The sequence below is a fragment of the Tumebacillus avium genome (assembly GCF_002162355.1).
In the GTDB taxonomy this organism is placed as follows: Bacteria; Bacillota; Bacilli; order Tumebacillales; family Tumebacillaceae; genus Tumebacillus_A; species Tumebacillus_A avium.
In genome coordinates this window covers 1,472,270-1,491,669 of record NZ_CP021434.1, presented here as the reverse complement: position 1 = coordinate 1,491,669, position 19,400 = coordinate 1,472,270, and the positions used below count along the sequence as shown (strand labels likewise).

At 60.7% G+C, this 19,400-nt stretch carries 3 protein-coding genes; all 3 read left to right on the top strand.

The window, feature by feature from the left end; genetic code table 11:
* The first annotated feature begins 168 nt into the window (after positions 1 to 168).
* From CBW65_RS06780 to CBW65_RS06770, 3 genes are read left to right on the top strand one after another with little or no spacing between them, the layout of a single operon-like run.
* The gene (locus tag CBW65_RS06780) at positions 169 to 4,449 is read left to right on the top strand and encodes a condensation domain-containing protein (RefSeq protein WP_087456218.1); all 4,281 of its coding nucleotides are present in this window, start codon (positions 169 to 171) and stop codon (positions 4,447 to 4,449) included.
* A gap of 8 nt (positions 4,450 to 4,457) precedes the next feature.
* Positions 4,458 to 9,065, top strand: a complete 4,608-nt coding sequence (locus CBW65_RS06775) for a non-ribosomal peptide synthetase (protein WP_087456217.1) — start codon at positions 4,458 to 4,460, stop codon at positions 9,063 to 9,065.
* Between the two features lie 18 nt (positions 9,066 to 9,083).
* Complete coding sequence (locus tag CBW65_RS06770) at positions 9,084 to 19,385, top strand: non-ribosomal peptide synthetase (RefSeq protein ID WP_198299772.1); 10,302 nt, start codon at positions 9,084 to 9,086, stop codon at positions 19,383 to 19,385.
* Positions 19,386 to 19,400 lie beyond the last annotated feature (15 nt).

Below are 19,400 nucleotides of genomic sequence, written 5' to 3'. Positions count from 1 at the left end.
AGACGCTCCTGTCTGCAGGGGCGTTTTTTTACTGTTTTTTTCAAGAATTCGAAATGGACGGCCGTTTGACAGCAGAAAAGGGTTCCTTTAGCATGGGGTGAGGAGAGTGACAATTTCGTTAAATTAAAATGTTTCAATTACTAACATTCCAGCGAGGTGGAAGCGCAGATGAGCAACGCAGGGAAATTGGACAAGCAAAATGTAGAGGATATTTGGCCGTTGACGCCGGTGCAGGAAGGGATGCTTTTTCACTATCTGAGCGATCCGGACAGCCAAGAGTATTTTCAACAGATCCGCCTTGCCGTGACGGGGGAGCTTGACAAGCAGGCGTTTGAACAAGCCTGGCAGGAAGTCGTCGCGCAAAATGAGCTGCTGCGCACCGTCTTTCGCTTTGAAAACGTAGAGAAGCCGCTGCAGATCGTGTTGAAACAGCACGCCGTTCCGATTCGGTACTATGATTTCACAGAGGCGGCCGCTGCGGAGCGTCAGGAAAAGCTGGACGAAGCGGCGGCGAACGACGCGGCTGAACACTTGGATCTGACCTCGTCGCCGTTTCGGATCACACTGTGCCGTCTGAGTGCGACTCAATGCGAACTGATCATCTCCAGTCATCATATTCTCTATGACGGATGGAGCAATGGCATTTTGTTGCGAGAGTTTTCTGATAAGTATAACTATTTGTTAAAAAATGAAGGAAAAGTTCCGGTCCGCCTGCAGAAGACGAAATACAAAGAGTGGATCAAGTGGCAGCTCCAGCAGGACAAAGGCGTGCAGCAAAACTACTGGCAGAGCTGTCTGCGCGGATTTGAGACCAAGACGGAGCTGCCTGCGGATCGCCGGCACCATGCGCTTGCGCACAAAACGGTTGACCGCTTTTTCTCGCTGTCTGAGGAGCTGACAGCTGCGATCAAGCGCTTTGTTCGCGTGCAGAATCTTACACTTTCGACGCTGTTTCATACGGCATGGGGCATTTTGCTGCAGAAGTATAACAACACCGATGACGTGGTGTTTGGCACCACCGTCTCCGGGCGCTCCGCCAATCTGAAAGGGATTGAGGAGATCGTCGGACTGTTCATCAACACGATTCCGCTGCGCCTGGGGCAGAAGCCGGGACAAAGTGTGGCCGACCTGCTCCGCCAGACCGGGCAGCAGTTGCGCGATCATCAGGAGTATGAGCACACGCCGCTGGTCGACATCAAAGGCTGGAGCGCGGCAGACCGCAAGGAGAGCCTGTTTGATTCGATCGTCGTCATCCAGAACTATCCGCTGGACATGGGGCTGAATCAGGAGCAGAACGCACTGCAAGTGAAGTTTAAGTCGACGCTGGAGCAGACCAACTACGACATGGTGCTGGTCGTCAACGACTTTGAACAGCCGGAGGTCTATCTCAGCTACAATTCCGCGCTGTTTGCGGAGGAGACGATCTCCCGGCTGGCCGGGCATTTGATCTCCCTGATCGAAGCGATCATCAAGCAGCCGGAGCAAAGTGTCGCAAAGCTTTCCATGCTGACTGCGGAAGAGCGACGGCAGTTGGTCGCGGATTTCAATCAGACTGCCGTTGATTTCAGCTGTGACCTGCTGGTGCATCAGCGCATCGAGGAGCAGGCCGAGCGCACGCCGGATCGGATCGCAATCGTCGATGGGGAGCGGACGTGGACGTATCGGACATTAAACGAGCGGGCCAATCAGCTGGCCAAGTACCTGCGTGAAACAGGCATCGGCCGGGAAGGGCTGGTGCCGATCCTCGGCGAACGGTCGGCCGAGCTGGTGGCGGGGATGCTCGCCGTGTTCAAAGCGGGCGGAGCGTACGTGCCGCTCGATGTGCATTATCCGGTCGAGCGGCTGCTCGGCATTTTTCAGGAGATCGGCAGCACGGTGCTGCTGACCGCTTCGTCGTATGAACTGTCTCATGAACTGATCGAGGCGATCTGTGCAGGCACGAAGATTCACACGCTTCTGTATCTGGATGAGCATGGAGACTTGGCGCAGGCCAATGAGCGTCTGCAGCGTGCCGCACAGAGCGTGGAGCAGGACGTGGAGCGGCTGGAGGTCTTTCTGCGCGGGCGCACGGAGTTGCCGGACGGGCCGGTTGGCATCGCGTTCACCACTCGCCGTCAGCAGTTGGTCGCCGAAGCGGCGCTGGACAGGCTTGGCCTGGCAGCGGTGCAGATCGATCAGTTGGCTGCAAGGCGTGAGAAGCAGCGCCTGCTGCAGGAGGCGGCGATCGGGACGGTGCTGACCGAAAGCAGGCATTTCGATGAATGGGATGCGCTGCTCTGGGAGTCGGACACGCTGCAGCTGCTGATCCAGCTCGATCAGGCGGAAGCGGACGAGGCGGAAGGGAAAGAAGCGAATCTCAAACACCTCTGGAACTTTGTCGCCGAAACTTCGACGACGGCCGTCAATGACTACGGCTGGACGAGCAGTTATACGGGCCAGCCGTTTTCGCCGGAAGAGATGGGCGAATATATCGGCAACTTCAAGCGGAAATTGCTCCCTTGCCTCAAGCCGGATGCGCGAGTGCTGGAGATCGGCTGCGGGCATGGGCTGGTGATGTTCGAGATCGCGCCGCAAGTCGGGCAGTATGTGGCGACCGACCTGTCCGGGGTGATCATCGAGAAAAACCGGGCGCGTCTGCAGGAGGCGGGACTTGCGCACGTCGAGCTGTATGAGCTGGCCGCCCGCGAGATCGGGCAGGTGCCGGAGCGCGGCTTTGATGCGGTGATCTCTTCGTCCGTTGTGCATTTTTTCCCGAACACGCTGTATCTGGAAGAGGTGATTCGCCAGTCGATCGAGCTGCTCGGTGACGAAGGGATCATCTATCTGGACGACATGATGGATGTCGCCAAGAAGGCGGAGCTGGTCGCGTCGATGCGCGACTACAAAGAGCAGCATCCGGCCGCGAAAGTCAAAACGGACTGGGACGAGGACCTGTTCGTCCCGGAGCAGCTGTTCCGCGATCTGCAGGTGCGGTTCCCGGAGATCATCTCGATCGAGAGCACGCGCAAGACGGGCGTGATTGAAAACGAGTTGACCTCCTTCCGCTATGATGTGCTGCTTAGAATCAACAAGCGCAACCCGCTGCCCGCTGTCGCCGGAGTGCGGAAGAAGCGGCGGTATACGGGAGCAGACCTGATGCCGGCAGGAGACAGCAGCATGAGCAAAGCTCTGTTGCTGGCTGTGGACAGCCGGACGCTGGCCGGGTATCCGACCGGGAATCTGGCTTGCCTGAACGAACCGCAAGACTTGTGTTACGTCATCTACACCTCAGGCTCCACCGGGAAGCCCAAAGGCGTGATGATCGAGCACATCGGGATGACCAATCACATGCTGGCGAAGATCGCCGACTTTGCGATTGGGGAAGACAGCGCGGTCGGGCAAGTCGCTTCGCATTGTTTTGACCAGTCGATCTGGCAGTTTTTCGCTCCGCTGATCACCGGCGGGCGCACCGTGCTGTATTCGAACGAGGTGCAGCTCGATCTGGACGCGTTTATCGCCCGCCTGCTCGCAGATGAAGTCACCGTCCTGCAAGTGGTGCCGGTCTATCTGGCCCTGCTCGCCGACGCGCTGGAAAACGAATTGCGCCCTTTGCCGCACCTGCAGGTGCTCGGCACGTCAGGCGAAGCGCTCAAGCCGCAGCTGGTCAGCAAGTGGTTCTCGCTGTTTCCCAAGACCCGCCTGATCAACTCGTACGGCGCGACCGAGTGCTCCGATGACTTCACCCACTACATCATGGAGCAAGACCCGGCGACCAACCCGGTGTCGATCGGAACGCCGGTGCAAAATGTGGTCGTCTATGTTCTCGACAAGGACTTGAATCTCTGCCCGGTCGGTGTCAAAGGCGAGATCTGCGCATCGGGCATCTCGGTGGGCCGCGGCTATCTGAACAACGCGGAAAAAACGAACGCTGCATTCCTCCGCGACCCGTTTGCAGACGGCGAGGTGCGCCTGTATCGCACAGGCGACCGCGGACGCTGGCTGCCAGACGGCAGCTTGGAATTCTCCGAGCGCATCGACCATCAGGTGAAGATCCGCTCCTACCGTGTGGAGCTTGGGGAGATCGAAGCACAGCTGCTGCGCGTGCCGGGCATCGTGGAAGCGGTCGTGCTGGCAAAGGACGATGCGGCACAAAACAAATTTTTGTGCGCGTACTTTGTTGCCGACGGTGAACTGTCTGTCCCAGCGGTCAAGGAACAGCTGGCCCGGGAATTGCCGGAGTATATGATCCCGGCGCACTTCCTGCGCCTAGAGCAGATCCCGCTCACCGACAACGGCAAGATCGATAAAAAAGCGCTGCCTGAGCCGGACAGCCAGGGCGAGGCGACGATTGCTTATGCCGCTCCGACCACCGAACTGGAGACAGAGCTTGCCGGCATCTGGCAGGATGTGCTCGATGTGCAGGATGTCGGGATTCACGATCACTTTTTCGACCTCGGGGGCATTCGCTGAAAGCGACGATGCTGATCGGGCGGCTGAACAAAACGTTCAAGAAGCAGATTCCGCTGCGCACGATCTTTGAGCATCCGACCATCGCCGAATTGGCAGCGGTGATCGGCGGGACGGAAAGCGGCGGCGCTGCAGCGATCCCGGCGGCGCCAAAGCGCGATCTCTATCCCGCCTCTTCCGCACAAAAGCGGATGTATGTGCTCCACCGTCTGAAAGCGGATGACTTGAGCTACAACATCACCGGCGTGATGGACTTGTCCGGGCCGCTCGATGCGTCGCGGTTCGAACGGGCCGCACAAGCGCTCGTTTGGCGTCATGAAGCGCTGCGTACCTCGTTTGTGATGGCAGACGGCGAAGTGATGCAGAAGGTGGCGGAGCGCCCGGCATTTGCGGTGGCGCAAAGGGCGGCAGACGAGGACGAACTGGACGTGATCCTGCATTCGTTCATTCGGCCGTTCGATCTGGCGCGCGGCCCGCTGCTGCGCGTCGGACTGATTACGCTTGGCCCGGAGCGGCACGTCTTGATCTTCGACATGCACCACATCATCGCCGACGGCGTGTCGATGGGCGTGCTGGTCGAGGAGTTTGCCGCGCTGTACGGCGGGGCGGAATTGCCGGAACTGACCCTGCATTACAAGGATTACGCCGTTTGGCAGCAGGAGCGGGCAGCGAGCGAAACTCACCGCGCACAGGAAGCGTATTGGCTGAACAAGTTTGCGGGCGAACTCCCGACGCTGGACCTGCCAACCGATGCGCCGCGTCCGGCCGTGAAAAGTTTCTCCGGCGGACAGGTGGCGTTTGGAGTTGATGCGGAGCTGACCGCGAAGCTGCGCCGTTTGATGGCGGAGACCGACACCACGCTGTTCATGGTGCTGCTGGCGATTTACAGCGTCTGGCTGGCCAAGTATGCCGGGCAGGAAGACGTCGTCGTCGGCACGCCGGTCGCCGGCCGCCCGCATGCCGATCTGGAAAAGATGGTCGGCCTGTTCCTGAACACGCTGCCTTTGCGCAGCTACCCGCAGCCGAATAAATCGTTCCGCGCGTATCTGGCCGAGATCAAACAGCTCGCTCTCGAAGCGTTTGAACATCAGGCGTACCCGTTTGAAGAGCTGGTGGACAAACTGGCCCTGCCGCGCGACTTGAGCCGCAATCCGCTGTTCGATGCGATGCTGGTGTTGCAGCCGCTCGATCTGGCGGCGATCTCCACCGGCGGGATCACGTTTACACCGCGCGAGGCGGACTTGGGCCGCGCCAAGCTTGATCTGAGCTTGCATGCGGTCGAGCAGGAGCGCGGCATCGGACTGAAATTGGAGTATGCGGGCGACCTGTTTGCCCGGGCGACCGCCGAGCGCATGGCGGCGCATTTCCTGCTGCTGCTGCAAGCGGCGGTCTCCGCTCCGCAGGCAGAGCTGGCCAAACTGCGTATGCTGTCTTCCGCAGAGGAGCAGCAAGTGCTGTTGAAGTTTAATGATACGGCTGTCCTGCCGCGCCAAGCTGCAGGGACCGTTGCACAGCGCTTTGAAGAGCAGGCGGAGAAAACGCCGGAAGCTATCGCGGTGGTCAGCGCCGAGGAAACGCTGACCTACGCGGAGCTGAACAGACGCGCGAACCAGCTGGCCCGCCGCCTGAAGGAGCGCGGCGCAGTTCCCAATTCTTTTGTCGCGATCATGGTCGACCGTTCCGCCGCCGTCGTGACGGCGATCCTCGCCGTGTTGAAATCGGGCGCGGCGTATGTGCCGATCGACCCGGAACTGCCGGTGGAGCGCATTAGGTTCACCTTGGCAGACAGCGGAGCTTCTGTGCTGTTGACGCAAAAGCAGCTGATCGCCGATCTGGAGTTTGCCGGGGAACTGCTCTTGATCGAAGACGAGACGCTGTATCAGGGGGACGACTTCAACCTGCCTGTGCAAAACGTTCCGGGTGATGCGGTCTACGCGATCTACACATCGGGCACCACGGGACGTCCGAAAGGTGTTGTGATCGAACACCACAGCCTGCTAAATTATGCGGACTGGCTGGTGCAGGCGGGCGGCGTGAGCGCAGCAGACAAGACGGCGCTGCTCGCCTCGTATAGTTTTGACCTTGGTTATACGGCGCTGTATCCGGCGCTTTTGACCGGCGCCGAACTGCATATTCTCGCCCAGGAGCACTACGCCGATCCGGCCCTGCTGCTCGCCTATCTGCAGGAACGGCAGATCACGTTCATCAAAGCGACGCCAACGCTGTTTGGCATGCTGGTGTCCGCGCCGGGCTTGGCCAAGAGCGGGGCTCCAACCGACCTGCGCCTCGTCGTGCTTGGCGGCGAGCGCCTCAACGTGGAGGATGTGCAGGCGTTCCATCGCCATGTGCCGTCCGCTCAGGTGATGAACCATTACGGCCCGACCGAGACGACGGTCGGCGCGGTCGCACAGCTGATCGACTGGGACGACCACTCCTCCTTCACGGTGATCGGCAAGCCGATCCACAACGCGCAAGTGTACCTGCTGGATGCGCTGGGCCATCCGGTGCCGGTCGGCGTGCGCGGCGAGATTCACATCGCCGGAGCGGGTGTTGCCCGTGGCTACCTCAACTCCCCGGAGCTGGAAGCGGAGAAATTCATCCCGAACCGCTTTGGAGCGGGCCGCCTGTACAAGACGGGCGATGTTGGCCGGCAACTTCCGGACGGGCGCATTCAATTCCTCGGCCGCACCGATGAGCAGGTGAAGATTCGCGGCTATCGCGTGGAGCCGGCCGAGATCGAACAAGCATTGTTGGCGCAGGAGGGCATCCGCGAGGCGGCGGTCATCGCGCAGAAGAACCGGCACGGCAGCTACGATCTGTGCGCGTACGTGACAGGGGAGGAGCAGTTGCAGCCGGATGAGCTTCGGGCGCGTCTGGCCCGACTTTTGCCATCCTATCTGCTTCCGGCGTATTATGCCCGGCTCGAACGGTTGCCAGTAACGCCCAATGGCAAGCTGGACAAAAAGGCGCTGCCGACGCTCCCGTTGCCTGACGGAGCGGGCAAACTAGAGCAGCAAACGCCCGGCACGGCGCTGGAACAACAGCTGGCACTGATCTGGCAAGAGGTGCTCGGCGTGGAGCATCCGGGCTTGGATGGAGATTTCTTTGCCCTCGGCGGCAACTCGCTGAAAGCGACGGTGCTGACCGCGCGGATCGAAAAAGAGCTGCACGCACAGCTGTCATTGCGCCACGTGTTCCAAACGCCGACGATTCGCGGGCTTGCTCAGCAACTGCAAGCTGCAAACGGCCGCTTCCGGCCGATCCAGCCTGCGCCGAAGGGGGCGCACTACCCGGTTTCGTCTGCTCAAAAGCGCTTGCTGATCATCAGCCAGCTGGACGCGGAAGGCGTGACCTACAACATGCCGGGCGGCTTCCTGCTCGACGGACACCTCGACACCGCACGATTTGCCGAGGCGCTGCAAGCCTTGACGCAACGCCATGAAACGCTGCGCACCTCGTTTGCCTGGGTCGACGGCGAACCGGTGCAGCAGATCGCGCCGGATGTCACGCTGCCGCTGCTGTACAGCGAAGGAATCGCGGCGGACGATGATCAGATCGAAGCGGCCGCCCGCGCGTTCCTGCGCCCGTTCGATCTGGCGCAGGCGCCGCTGATGCGCGCCGGGCTGATCAAGCTGGCTGAACAGCGCCACCTGTTCTTGTATGACATGCACCACGCGATCGCCGACGGCGTGTCGCGACGCCTGCTCGTGCAAGAGCTGGCTGCGTTGTATGCGGGGGAGAGTTTGCCCCCCTTGCCCTTGCAATTCAAAGACTATGTGCTCTGGCAGCAGGAGATGGAAGCATCTTCTGAGCGGGAGCGGCAGGAGCGCTTCTGGCTGGAAGCATTTGCGGGCGAAGTGCCTGTCCTGCAGCTGCCGACCGATTTCCCGCGTCCGCCGGTGAAGAGCTATGGAGGAGCACGTTCCTCTGCGCTGTATGACGAGGCGCTGGCAACGGGACTGAAACGGCTGGCCGAGGACAGCGGCGCGACGCTGTTTATGGTGCTGCTCACCGCGTATCAGATTCTGCTCGCCAAACATGCCGGGCAGGAAGATGTCGTGGTCGGCACCCCGATCGCCGGGCGTGCCCATGCGGATGCGGACGGGCTGATCGGCATGTTCGTCAATACCTTGCCCCTGCGCGGACGTCCGCAGGCGGCGAAGACGATTGGGGAGTATCTGGCGGAAGTGCGGGAGCTGTCCCTGCAGGCGCTTGAACACGGCGACTATCCGTTTGAAAAGCTGGCCGGGGCGCTCCAAGTGCGGGTTGACCGCAGCCGCAATCCGCTGTTTGACGCCATGTTCGTCTGGGACAACCTCGGCAACCGATCGCTGACGATGGAGGGGCTGCTTGTTACGCCGTATGTGCTGGAAGACGATACGGCGAAATTTGACATCACCCTCTATGCGGAAGAGCAGGGTGGAGGTCTGCGCGTGATGTTCGAATATGCGACCGCACTGTTCAGACCGCAGACGGCGGAGCGTCTGCAAGCCGATCTGGAGACGATCTTGCGGGCGATGGTGCAAGACCAGACGCAGACGATCGGCGGGATTGAGCTGGCAGCCGGTTATCAGACAGCTGCCAACGGGTTAGATGACGATGCAGATTTTCTCTTCTAGGATAAGGAGGCGCAGATGATGAGGCTGGATAAATCGACACAGAACATCCTGCTTGCGAGCGGCAGATTTGAACGGGAAAGGGCCTATTGGGACGCCAAACTGGCGGGCGACTGCACATGGGGCGCTCTGCCGTCCGACTTGGCGGGCCGCACAAAACAAGGGCAGCGGGAGGCGTGGCAGACCTTCCTGCCGGAAGAGACGGCCAAGCGCGTCCTGCAGGTCAGCAACGGGTCGGATACGGCGCTGTTTATGATCTTGCTCTCCGGCGTCCACGATCTGCTCTATCGCTATACGGGCAACGGCGACGCGCTGGTGGCCACGCCGATTTTCCAAAAAGAGAGCACGGGGCAGACGGTGAACACTCTGCTCCCGATGCGCACGCCGCTCGACCCGGCGGCGACCTGCCGGGAATTTCTCGGCAGCGTCCGCCAGACGGTGCGAGAAGCGGGCGAGCATCAAAACTTCCCGTTCGGAGATCTGACTCAATGGGTGCAGGGCAGCGCGGAGGCGACAAGCTCGATCGGAGTGCTGGTGCTGCTCCACAATCTGCAGAACGCACAGTACGCCCAGGACGCCGATGCTCAACTGGCATTCTCGTTTGAACGCCGTGCGGAGTCGGTCGCCCTGACTGTGGACTGGCGGGCAGACCTCTATTCGCAGGGGGCGATTGAGAAGTTCACCTTGCATCTGTCCAATTTCCTGCAGCAGGCGCTGGAGGATACAACGCGGACGATCGGCCGGATCGATGTGCTGTCCGCTGCGGAGCGCCAGAGGCTGCTCTACGACTTCAACAGTACCGTGACGCCGTATGCGCGCGAGAAGACGATTCATCAACTGTTCGAAGAGCAGGCGGCAAAAACGCCCGAGCGCATCGCGCTCACCATCGGCGACCAGCAGGTGACCTACCGCCGCTTGAACGAGCAGGCCAATCGCATCGCACGCCTGCTCGTGGAGCAGGGCATCGGGAACAACGACAACGTCGCGCTGCTGGCTGAGCGCAACGTGAACATGATCGCCGGGATGTACGCGATCATGAAGACGGGCGCGGCGTACGTGCCGATCGACCCGGACTATCCGGCGAGCCGCCAAGAGCAGATCGCCGCCAGCGCAGATGTCGCTGCCGTGCTGACCGACCTGACCGCAGAGCGGGAATTCGCCCGCACGATCAAGCTGGAAGCAGCGGCGCTGGAACGCTATGAAGCGGATGACCTCGGGCTGGCAAAAAATTCGGGGGAGCTGGCCTACACGATCTACACGTCCGGCTCGACCGGGCTGCCCAAAGGCGTGATGATCGAGCACCATTCGGCGGTCAACCTGATCGAATGGGTCAACCGCGAATTTGCGGTGGACGAACACGATGTGATGCTGTTCATCACTTCGATGTGCTTCGACTTGTCGGTCTATGACATCTTTGGCATCCTCGCGGCAGGCGGACGCGTCGTGATGGCGCAAAAAGAGCAGGTGCACCACTCTGAAGCGTTGCTCCGCCTGATGAAGCAGGAAGGAGTCACGTTCTGGGACTCTGTGCCGACGACGATGAACCATCTGATCAACACGCTGGACGAGATCGACCCGGACTATCGGCAGGAGCAGCTGCGCCTCGTCTTTATGAGCGGCGACTGGATTCCTGTGCAATTGCCGGGACGCATCCAACAGTATTTTCCCGAGGCTAACGTGATAGCGCTTGGCGGGGCGACCGAAGGCACCGTCTGGTCGAACTACTATCCCATCGAAGAGGTCAGCCCGGAACAAAAGAGCATTCCGTATGGCCGCCCGATCGCCAACAACTATTTTTACGTGCTGGATGATCAGCAGAATCCGGTTCCGCAAGGCGTGGTCGGCGAGCTGTACATCGGCGGGGTCGGGGTGGCGCGCGGCTACATGAACGATGCGGTGCGCACCGGAGCCGCTTTTTTCCAGAATCCGTTTCTGGAAGGCGAAGACGAGCGGATGTACAAGACGGGCGACCTCGGCCGGATGCTGCCCGACGGGAACCTGGAATTTATCGGGCGCAAAGACCATCAGGTCAAGATCCGCGGCTTTCGCGTCGAGCTTGGCGAGATCGACAGCTGGCTGAACAAGCACGAGGCGATCAAGGAAGCGGTGGTGCTCGACCGCACCGACCCATCCGGTGCTAAGTACCTCTGCGCGTACGTGGTGCTCAAAGAAGAGCTCTCGACAGCGGCCCTTCGCGAAGAGTTGCGGGCAGCTTTGCCGGCGTACATGGTGCCGTCCTATTTTGTCAAACTGGAGCAGCTGCCCCTGACCTCAAACGGCAAGATCGACCGTCAAGCCCTGCCAGAGCCTGATCAAAATGACCGCGGCACCCCCTATGTCGCGCCGCGCACCGAAACGGAGCAAGTGCTGGCCGGCCTCTGGCAAAGCGTGCTTGGCGTGGAGCGCGTCGGCGTGCAGGACAACTTTTTCGACTTGGGCGGCGATTCGCTGAAAGGCACCACGCTGGTGTCGCGGATGCACAAGAGGTTCGAAGTCTTGATTCCGCTCGATGAGATCTTCCGCTCGCAGACGGTCGAACAGTTGGCCCTGCAAGTGGAAGGCGCAGACAAAAAAGCGTTTTCTGCGATTGGCGCGATTGCGGAGCAGGACGCGTACGAAGTCTCTTCGGCGCAGAAGCGTTTGCTTTTGATCCACGAACATGAGGGGGCGTCCACCTCGTACAACATGCCAAGCGCTTTGACGATCACGGGCTTGGTCGATGCCAAGCGGCTGGAAGCGGCGTTTCAGCAGGTGATCGCGAAGCACGAGGCGCTGCGCACGTCGTTTGCTTATGTGGACGGCGAGCCGGTGCAGCGCATCCTGCCTGCGGTCGAGTTTACGCTTGCTTTGGCTGAGGCGGGCGAAACAACGGTCGATGGGCACATCGCAGCTTTTGTCCGGCCGTTTGATCTGGGCCAGGCACCGCTCTTGCGGGCGGCGCTGGTGCGGGAGAGCGCTGAGCAGCATGTGCTGTTGTTCGACATGCACCATATCATCTCGGACGGGCATTCGATCAATCTGCTGATCCGTGACCTGCTGATCGCGTACGAAGGCGGGGCAGGGGAGCTGCTGCCTGTCCAATACAAAGAGTATGCCGCTTGGCAAAACGAATTTTTCCAAGGGGAGGAATTCCAGCGTCAGGAACAATATTGGCTCGATGCAATGGCTGGCGAACTGCCGGCGCTGGAACTGCCGCTCGACAAGCCGCGCCCGGCTGTGAAAAGCTTCGCGGGCGCTGAGCATGCGCTGGCGATCGACGCGGAGCTGACCTCGCGCCTGAAAGGGCTGATGGCTGAGACCGGCACGACGCTGAACATGGTGCTCTTGGCGGCGTATCAGATTCTGCTCAGCCGCTATACGGGTGCGGAAGACCTGCTGGTCGGCCAGCCGATGGAAGGGCGGGAGCATGCCGATACGGAGCATGTGATCGGCATGTTCGTCAACACGCTGGTGCTGCGCGGGCAGCCCGTGGGCACGCTGACCATTCGCGAGTATCTGGAACAGGTGAAGAGCACCGCGTTGGCTGCCTATGCGCATGCGTCCTATCCGTTTGAACGGCTTCTCGAGCGGTTGGGGCATCAAGGCGACCGCAGCCGCAATCCGCTGTTTGACGCGATGTTCGTTTTGCAAAATGTGGATCTTGAGCAGTTGACGGCAGATGGCTTGCAGATGCGCCCGCGCCCCTTTGAGCACAAGACGGCCAAGTTCGACCTGCTCTTGGAAGCGACCGCTCTGGGCGAGGAGATCCAGTGCAGTTTCGAATATGCGACTGAGCTGTTTTTGCCGGAGACGATCTTCCGCATGGCCCGGCATTATCTGGCCGTGTTAGCGGAGATGGCCGAGCGTCCGGATGGGACGCTGGCAGACGTGCAACTGCTGTCTGCGGCGGAAGAGCAGGAACTGCTGACGCTTGGCACCGGGCAACATGCCGGATATCCGCGCACGAGCACGATTCACCGGCTGGTGGAAGAGCAGGCCGTACGGACGCCCGACCGCATCGCGGTGGTCTGCGGGGAGGAATCGCTGACTTATGCTGAGCTGAATGTGCGCGCCAACCGGCTCGCCCATGCCTTGCGGGAACAAGGGGTGCAGCGCGGTGATCTCGTCAGCGTCATGCTGGAGCGCTCGCCGCTGATCTTTGTGGCGTTCCTTGGCATTTTGAAAGCGGGCGGCGCGTATCTGCCGCTCGACCCGGAGTATCCGGAGGACCGTGTGCGCTACATGCTGGAGGACAGCGGCAGCCGCGTGCTGGTGACCGAGCGTGCGCTCGATGGCATCGCCCCGGCGGCGCAGACGGTGCTGGAAGCGGATGATGAGCGCCTGCTGGCCCAATCCTCTGCCAACCCGGAGCTGGAGCAGTCGGCCCGCGATCTGGCCTACATCATCTATACGTCCGGCACGACCGGCAACCCGAAAGGCGTGATGATCGAACATCGCAATGTCGTGCGCCTCTTGCGCACCGACGGCCTGCAGTATGAGTTCAGCGAGCAGGATGTCTTTTCGGTCGCCCATTCCTTCTGTTTTGACGTATCGGTGTGGGAGATGTACGGCGCCTTGTTCTTCGGCGGCACAGCGGTGATCGTGCCCAAAGCGGTCACTCAAGATCCGCAGCAGTTCCGGCAGCTGCTGGAGCGGGAAGGGGTGACGGTGCTCAGCCAGACCCCGACCGCCTTCTCGTCGCTGGCCCAGGAAGATGTCGCGCACCCGGAACGCGCCCTGCAAGCGGTGCGGTATGTGATCTTCGCAGGCGAAGCGCTCAAGCCGGCCCTCTTGCACCGCTTCCATGAAAAGTATCCCAAGACGCGCCTGATCAACATGTACGGCATCACGGAGACGACGGTGCACTCGACGTTTAAAGAGATCACCGAACATCACATCTTGCACAACGAAAGCAACATCGGGCGTCCGATCCCGACGCTTAGCATGTATCTGTTCGACCGCTATGGCAAACTGGCGCCGTTTGGCGTGACCGGCGAGATCTATGTCGGCGGCGACGGTGTGGCGCGCGGGTATCTCAACCGCCCGGAATTGACTTCCCAGCGCTTTTTGCAAAATCCGTACCGCGAGGAGACCATGTACCGCTCCGGCGACTTGGCACGCTGGCTGCCGGGCGGCGAGATGGAATACCTCGGGCGCATCGACCATCAGGTGAAGATCAGAGGCTTCCGCATTGAGCTGGGCGAGGTGGAGAGCCGGCTGCTCGCTCATCCGGCGATCGAAGAGGTGATCGTGCTCGACCGCGAGGACGAGCAGGGGCAAAAGTATCTCTGCGCGTATTTTGTGGCCGATGCGCAGTTGACGCTCTCCGCCTTGCGCACGTTCCTGGCGCAAGATCTGCCCGGCTATATGGTGCCGTCTTATTTCGTGCAGTTGGATGCATTGCCGCGCACCGCAAACGGCAAGACGGACCGCCGCTCCCTGCCGCAGCCCGACCTGAGCGTGGCTCTTGGCGTGGAGTACGAAGCGCCGCGCAACGAGACCGAAGAGCAGCTCGCCGCGATCTGGGCGGACGTGCTGGGCCGTGGACAGCTTGGCATCAACGACGATTTCTTCCTGCTTGGCGGCGACTCGATCAAAGTCATCCACCTGATCTCGCGCATGAACAAACAGCTCAGCGCGCAGATCGCGATCAATGACATCTACCGCCATCCGACGATCAAAGGGCTGATCGACGCCGGAGTTGGCGAAGCGGGCGCGGCGGGCGACGTGCTGGGCGCTGGCTTGCGCATCATCGGCAAGCTGCAGGCGGACGTCTACAACGATCTGACCCAGGCCCGGCTGCTGCCTGCCGACACGGAGGACTTCTATCCGCTGAGCAAGATTCAGCAGAGCATGGTGTTTTACTCCAAGCTGAAGCCGGATGAGCCGGTCTACCATGACCACTTCATGTACCGCCTGCACATGCCCGATTTTGCTCCTGACGTGTTCCGCGAGGCGCTGCAGATGCTGGTCAAGCGCCATTCGATCCTGCGCACGACGTTCCATCTCGCCACGTTTAGCGAAGCGGTGCAGATCGTGCACCGCGACTTGACGCCGCAGATTCTGATCGAGGATGTGAGCGGTCTGCCCCAAGCGGAGCAGGAAGCGCGGGTGAAGGCGTATCTGGAGCAGGACTTGGCTGACAAGTTCGTTTTTGACGGCGAACTGCTCTGGCGCATCGGGCTGTTCCGCTTGAACGAGGAGGAGCATTCGCTGATCCTCACCGTCCACCACGCCGTGCTGGACGGCTGGAGCGTGGCGTCTTTGAACCGCGAATGGATCGAGATCTACCAGCAGCTGCGGGCAGGCGTCCAGGTATCGCCGATGCCGCTTGGCACGAGCTACAAAGACTATGTCGCCGTGCAGCTCGGCCGCGAAGCGGATGAGAGCACGCGCCGCTACTGGCAGGAGACGATGGCCGGTTACACGCGCAACAAGCTGCCGTTCAACTACTCCGGCAAAAAGATCAACAGCGTCACCGTCAACACCGTCTATGAGGGGAATGTCGACGCCGATCTCTATGAAAAAATTGACGAGGTCGCGCAGCAGCATGGCCTGACGTTCAAAGAGATCTGCCTGAGCGCCTATCTGCTCCTCCTGAACATCACCACGACCGAGCAGGATGTGGTCGTCGGCGTCGTCACGCATGACCGCCCGCCGCTGGAAGACGGGGAAAAGATCCTCGGCTGCTTCCTGAACACCGTGCCGGTCCGGATGCAAGTGCAGCCGGAGCTGACGAAGCTGCAAGTGATGCAGAAGGTCAAAGACGCTTTGTTCCGCATCAAGCCGCACGAGCTGTTCCTCTCCGACATCGCGCTGCTGATCGGCGATGTGCAGGGCGGGGCGGACAACCCGATTTTTGATGCGATCTTCAACTTTACCGACTTCCACGTCCTCGACGATGAAGCGACACAGCGGGCGATCTCGGCGGCGGACGGTCTAGACATCGAGACCAATGAGATGACAAACACGCTGTTCGACCTCGAAGTTTCGAAAACGATGAACCGTCTTGGCGTGCGGATCAAATATTCGCCGAACTATTTTGCTCGTGAAGAGATCATCACGGCGTTCGAGCTCTATCTGCGCCTCTTGCGGATGTTCACCGAGCAGTTGGAGCAACGCGTGCAGGACGATCAACTGCTGACGGCAGCAGAGCATCAGCATATCGTCTATGACTTCAACGATAAGGTCACGCCGTATCCGCGCGAGCAGACGCTGCACGGCCTGTTCGAAGCACAGGCGGCACGCACGCCGCACAACACCGCCATCGTCGTCGACGAACAGACGATGACCTACGGGGAAGTCGAGGCGGCGGCGAACCGGCTGGCCCGCGTGCTGCAGGCAAGCGGGGTCGAGCAAAATGACCATGTCGGGCTCGTCGTCTCGCGCAGCTTTGCGATGATCATCGGGATGCTGGCGATCCTCAAGGCGGGCGCGGCGTATGTGCCGATCGACCCGGAATACCCGCTGGCCAGACAAGAGCAGATCATCACCAGCGCCGGGGTAAAAGTTGCTCTGACCGATCAGGCGGAAACGCTGCCGGTGCAGACGGTGCTCCATTTTGGCGAACTGGATCTTACCAGGAGTTCGGCAGAACCGCTCGGGGAGCCAAAAGACGCGTCCGAACTGGCCTACATCATCTACACATCAGGATCGACCGGCCAGCCCAAAGGCGTGATGATCGAGCACCACTCGGCGGTCAATCTGATCCAATGGGTCAACCGCGAGTTTGGTGTCGGCGAGCAGGACTCCCTGCTGTTCATCACCTCGATGTGCTTCGACTTGTCGGTGTATGACATCTTCGGCATCCTTGCGTCCGGCGGCCGCATCGTGCTGGCCCGCAAAGAGCAGGTGCAAGATACCGATCGGCTGACCCGTTTGCTCAAGGAGCACGGGATCACGTTCTGGGATTCGGTGCCGACGACGATGAACCATCTGCTGAACATGATCGACGATGAAGGGGCGGACTGGCAGCAGGAAGCTTTGCGTCTGGTCTTCCTGAGCGGCGACTGGATTCCGGTGCAGCTGGCCAGCCGGATCAAAAAGTATTTTCCGAATGCCCGCGTCATCTCGCTTGGCGGTGCAACCGAAGCGACCGTCTGGTCGAACTATTATCCGATTCTGGAGACGGGCGAGCATCAGACCAGCATTCCGTATGGCGTCCCGATCGACAACAACTTCTTCTACATCCTCGATGAGCAGCGTCGTCCGGTGCCGAACGGCGTGGCTGGCGAGCTGTACATCGGCGGCGTCGGGGTTGCGCGCGGGTATATGAACGACCCGGAGCGCACGAATGGCTCATTTGTGGACAATCCGTTCCGCCCGGGCGAGCGAATGTACAAGACGGGCGACCTCGGCCGCTTGCTGCCGGACGGCAACATGGAGTTCCTCGGCCGCATCGACCATCAGGTGAAGATCAGAGGCTTCCGCGTCGAGCTCGGCGAGATCGAAAGCCGCCTGCACAAGCAGCCGGAGGTCAAAGAGGCGGTCGTGCTCGACCGCACCGATGCTGATGGCAGCAAATACCTCTGTGCGTATGTGGCGTGCGACGAAGAGCTGGCGATGACCGTTCTGCGCGAGGCTTTGGCAGAGGAGCTGCCCGCCTACATGGTGCCGGGCGCCTGGGTGCGTCTTGAGCGCCTGCCGCTGACGCCAAACGGCAAGATCGACCGCAAAGCGCTGCCGGAACCGGAGCGCGATGCGTTGCAAGAGCAGGCGTTTGTCGAGCCGCGCACCGAGCTGGAGCAGATGCTGGCCGACGTGTACCGCCAAGTGCTGCGCGTGGAGCGAATCGGGCTCTACGACAACTTCTTCGAACGGGGCGGCGACTCGCTGAAAGTGACGAGTCTGGCCTCGCGCCTGCGCAAAGCGCTCGACGTGGAGATTCCGCTGATTCAGCTGTTCCGCACGCCGACGGTCGCCGAGCTCGCGGCGCATCTGGAGACGATCAACCGCAGCGAGTATCAGGCGATCTCCCATGTGGAAGACCGCGACCTGTACGAAGCGTCGGCGGCACAGAAGCGTTCCTACATCCTGGCCAACCTGCCCGATGTCGGAGTCAGCTACAACATGCCGGGCGTGATCTGGGTGGAAGGCCCGGTCGACAAAGCGCGTCTGGAGCTGGCGTTCCAAGGGCTGATTCAGCGCCACGAAGTTTTGCGCACCTCGTTTGAAGCGCAAGACGGCGTGCTGATGCAGCGCATTCATGCGCATGTCGATTTCAAGCTCGACTACCGCGAGGCCAGCGAGCAAGATGCGGAAAGCATCGTGCGCAGCTTCATCCGCCCGTTCGACCTGCATCAGGCACCGCTGTTGCGTGCGATGCTGGTCAAGACCGGGCCGGAGCGCTACCTGTTCCTCTATGACACGGAGCACAGCATCTCCGACGGCGTATCGACAGGGATCTTGATCAAAGAGATGACCCTCTTATACATGGGTGAGACCTTGCCGCCGCTGCGCATCCAATACCGCGACTATGCGGAGTGGCAAAACGCGCTGTTCAAAACGGAGCTCTTCAAGCGCCAGGAGGCGTTTTGGCTGAGCCAGTTCCAAGGCGGCCTGCGTCCGCTGCAGCTGCCGACCGATCAGCCGCGTCCGGCGGTGCAGCAGTTCGCCGGCGAGAAGTTCGAATTTACCGTCGGGCACGACCTGCTCGACGAGCTGAAGAGCCTCGCGAACGAGACGGGTGCGACGCTGTTCATGGTGATGCTGGCCGCGTTTTATATCCTGCTCGCCAAATACACCGGGCAGGAAGACATCGTCGTCGGCACGCCGATCGCCGGACGCCATCACGGCGATCTGGAGCATCTCTTGGGGATGTTCGTCAACACGCTGGCGCTGCGCAACCGTCCGGCGATGGACAAGACCTATCTCCAGTTCCTGCAGGAAGTGCAGCAGAGCGCGCTCGGAGCGTACGAGCATCAGGATTATCCGTTTGACGAGCTGATCGACAAACTGGACGCGGCACGCGATGTCAGCCGCAATCCGCTGTTTGACACGATGTTTGTCCTGCAGAACTTCGAGCATGCGGCGATCGAAGCGGAAGACATCAAAGTCACGCCGTACGAATTTGGCACGCAGACCTCGAAGCTCGACATCAACTTGATTTCGCGAGAGACGGAAGACGGGATCTTCTTCCTGCTGGAATACGCGTCCCACCTGTTCACGCGCCAGACGATGGAAACGTTCGCAGCGCATTTTGTGACCTTGCTCTGGAACATCGTCGGGAATCCGCAGCGGCAGATCGCCGAGCTGGACGTGCAGAGCGGGCAGGAGCTGGAAGCGGCCGCAACGGCGGAGCAAGCGGAGACGATTGAATTGGAAGCGGTCGATTTCGACTTCTAGGGGAGGAGTGTTCTC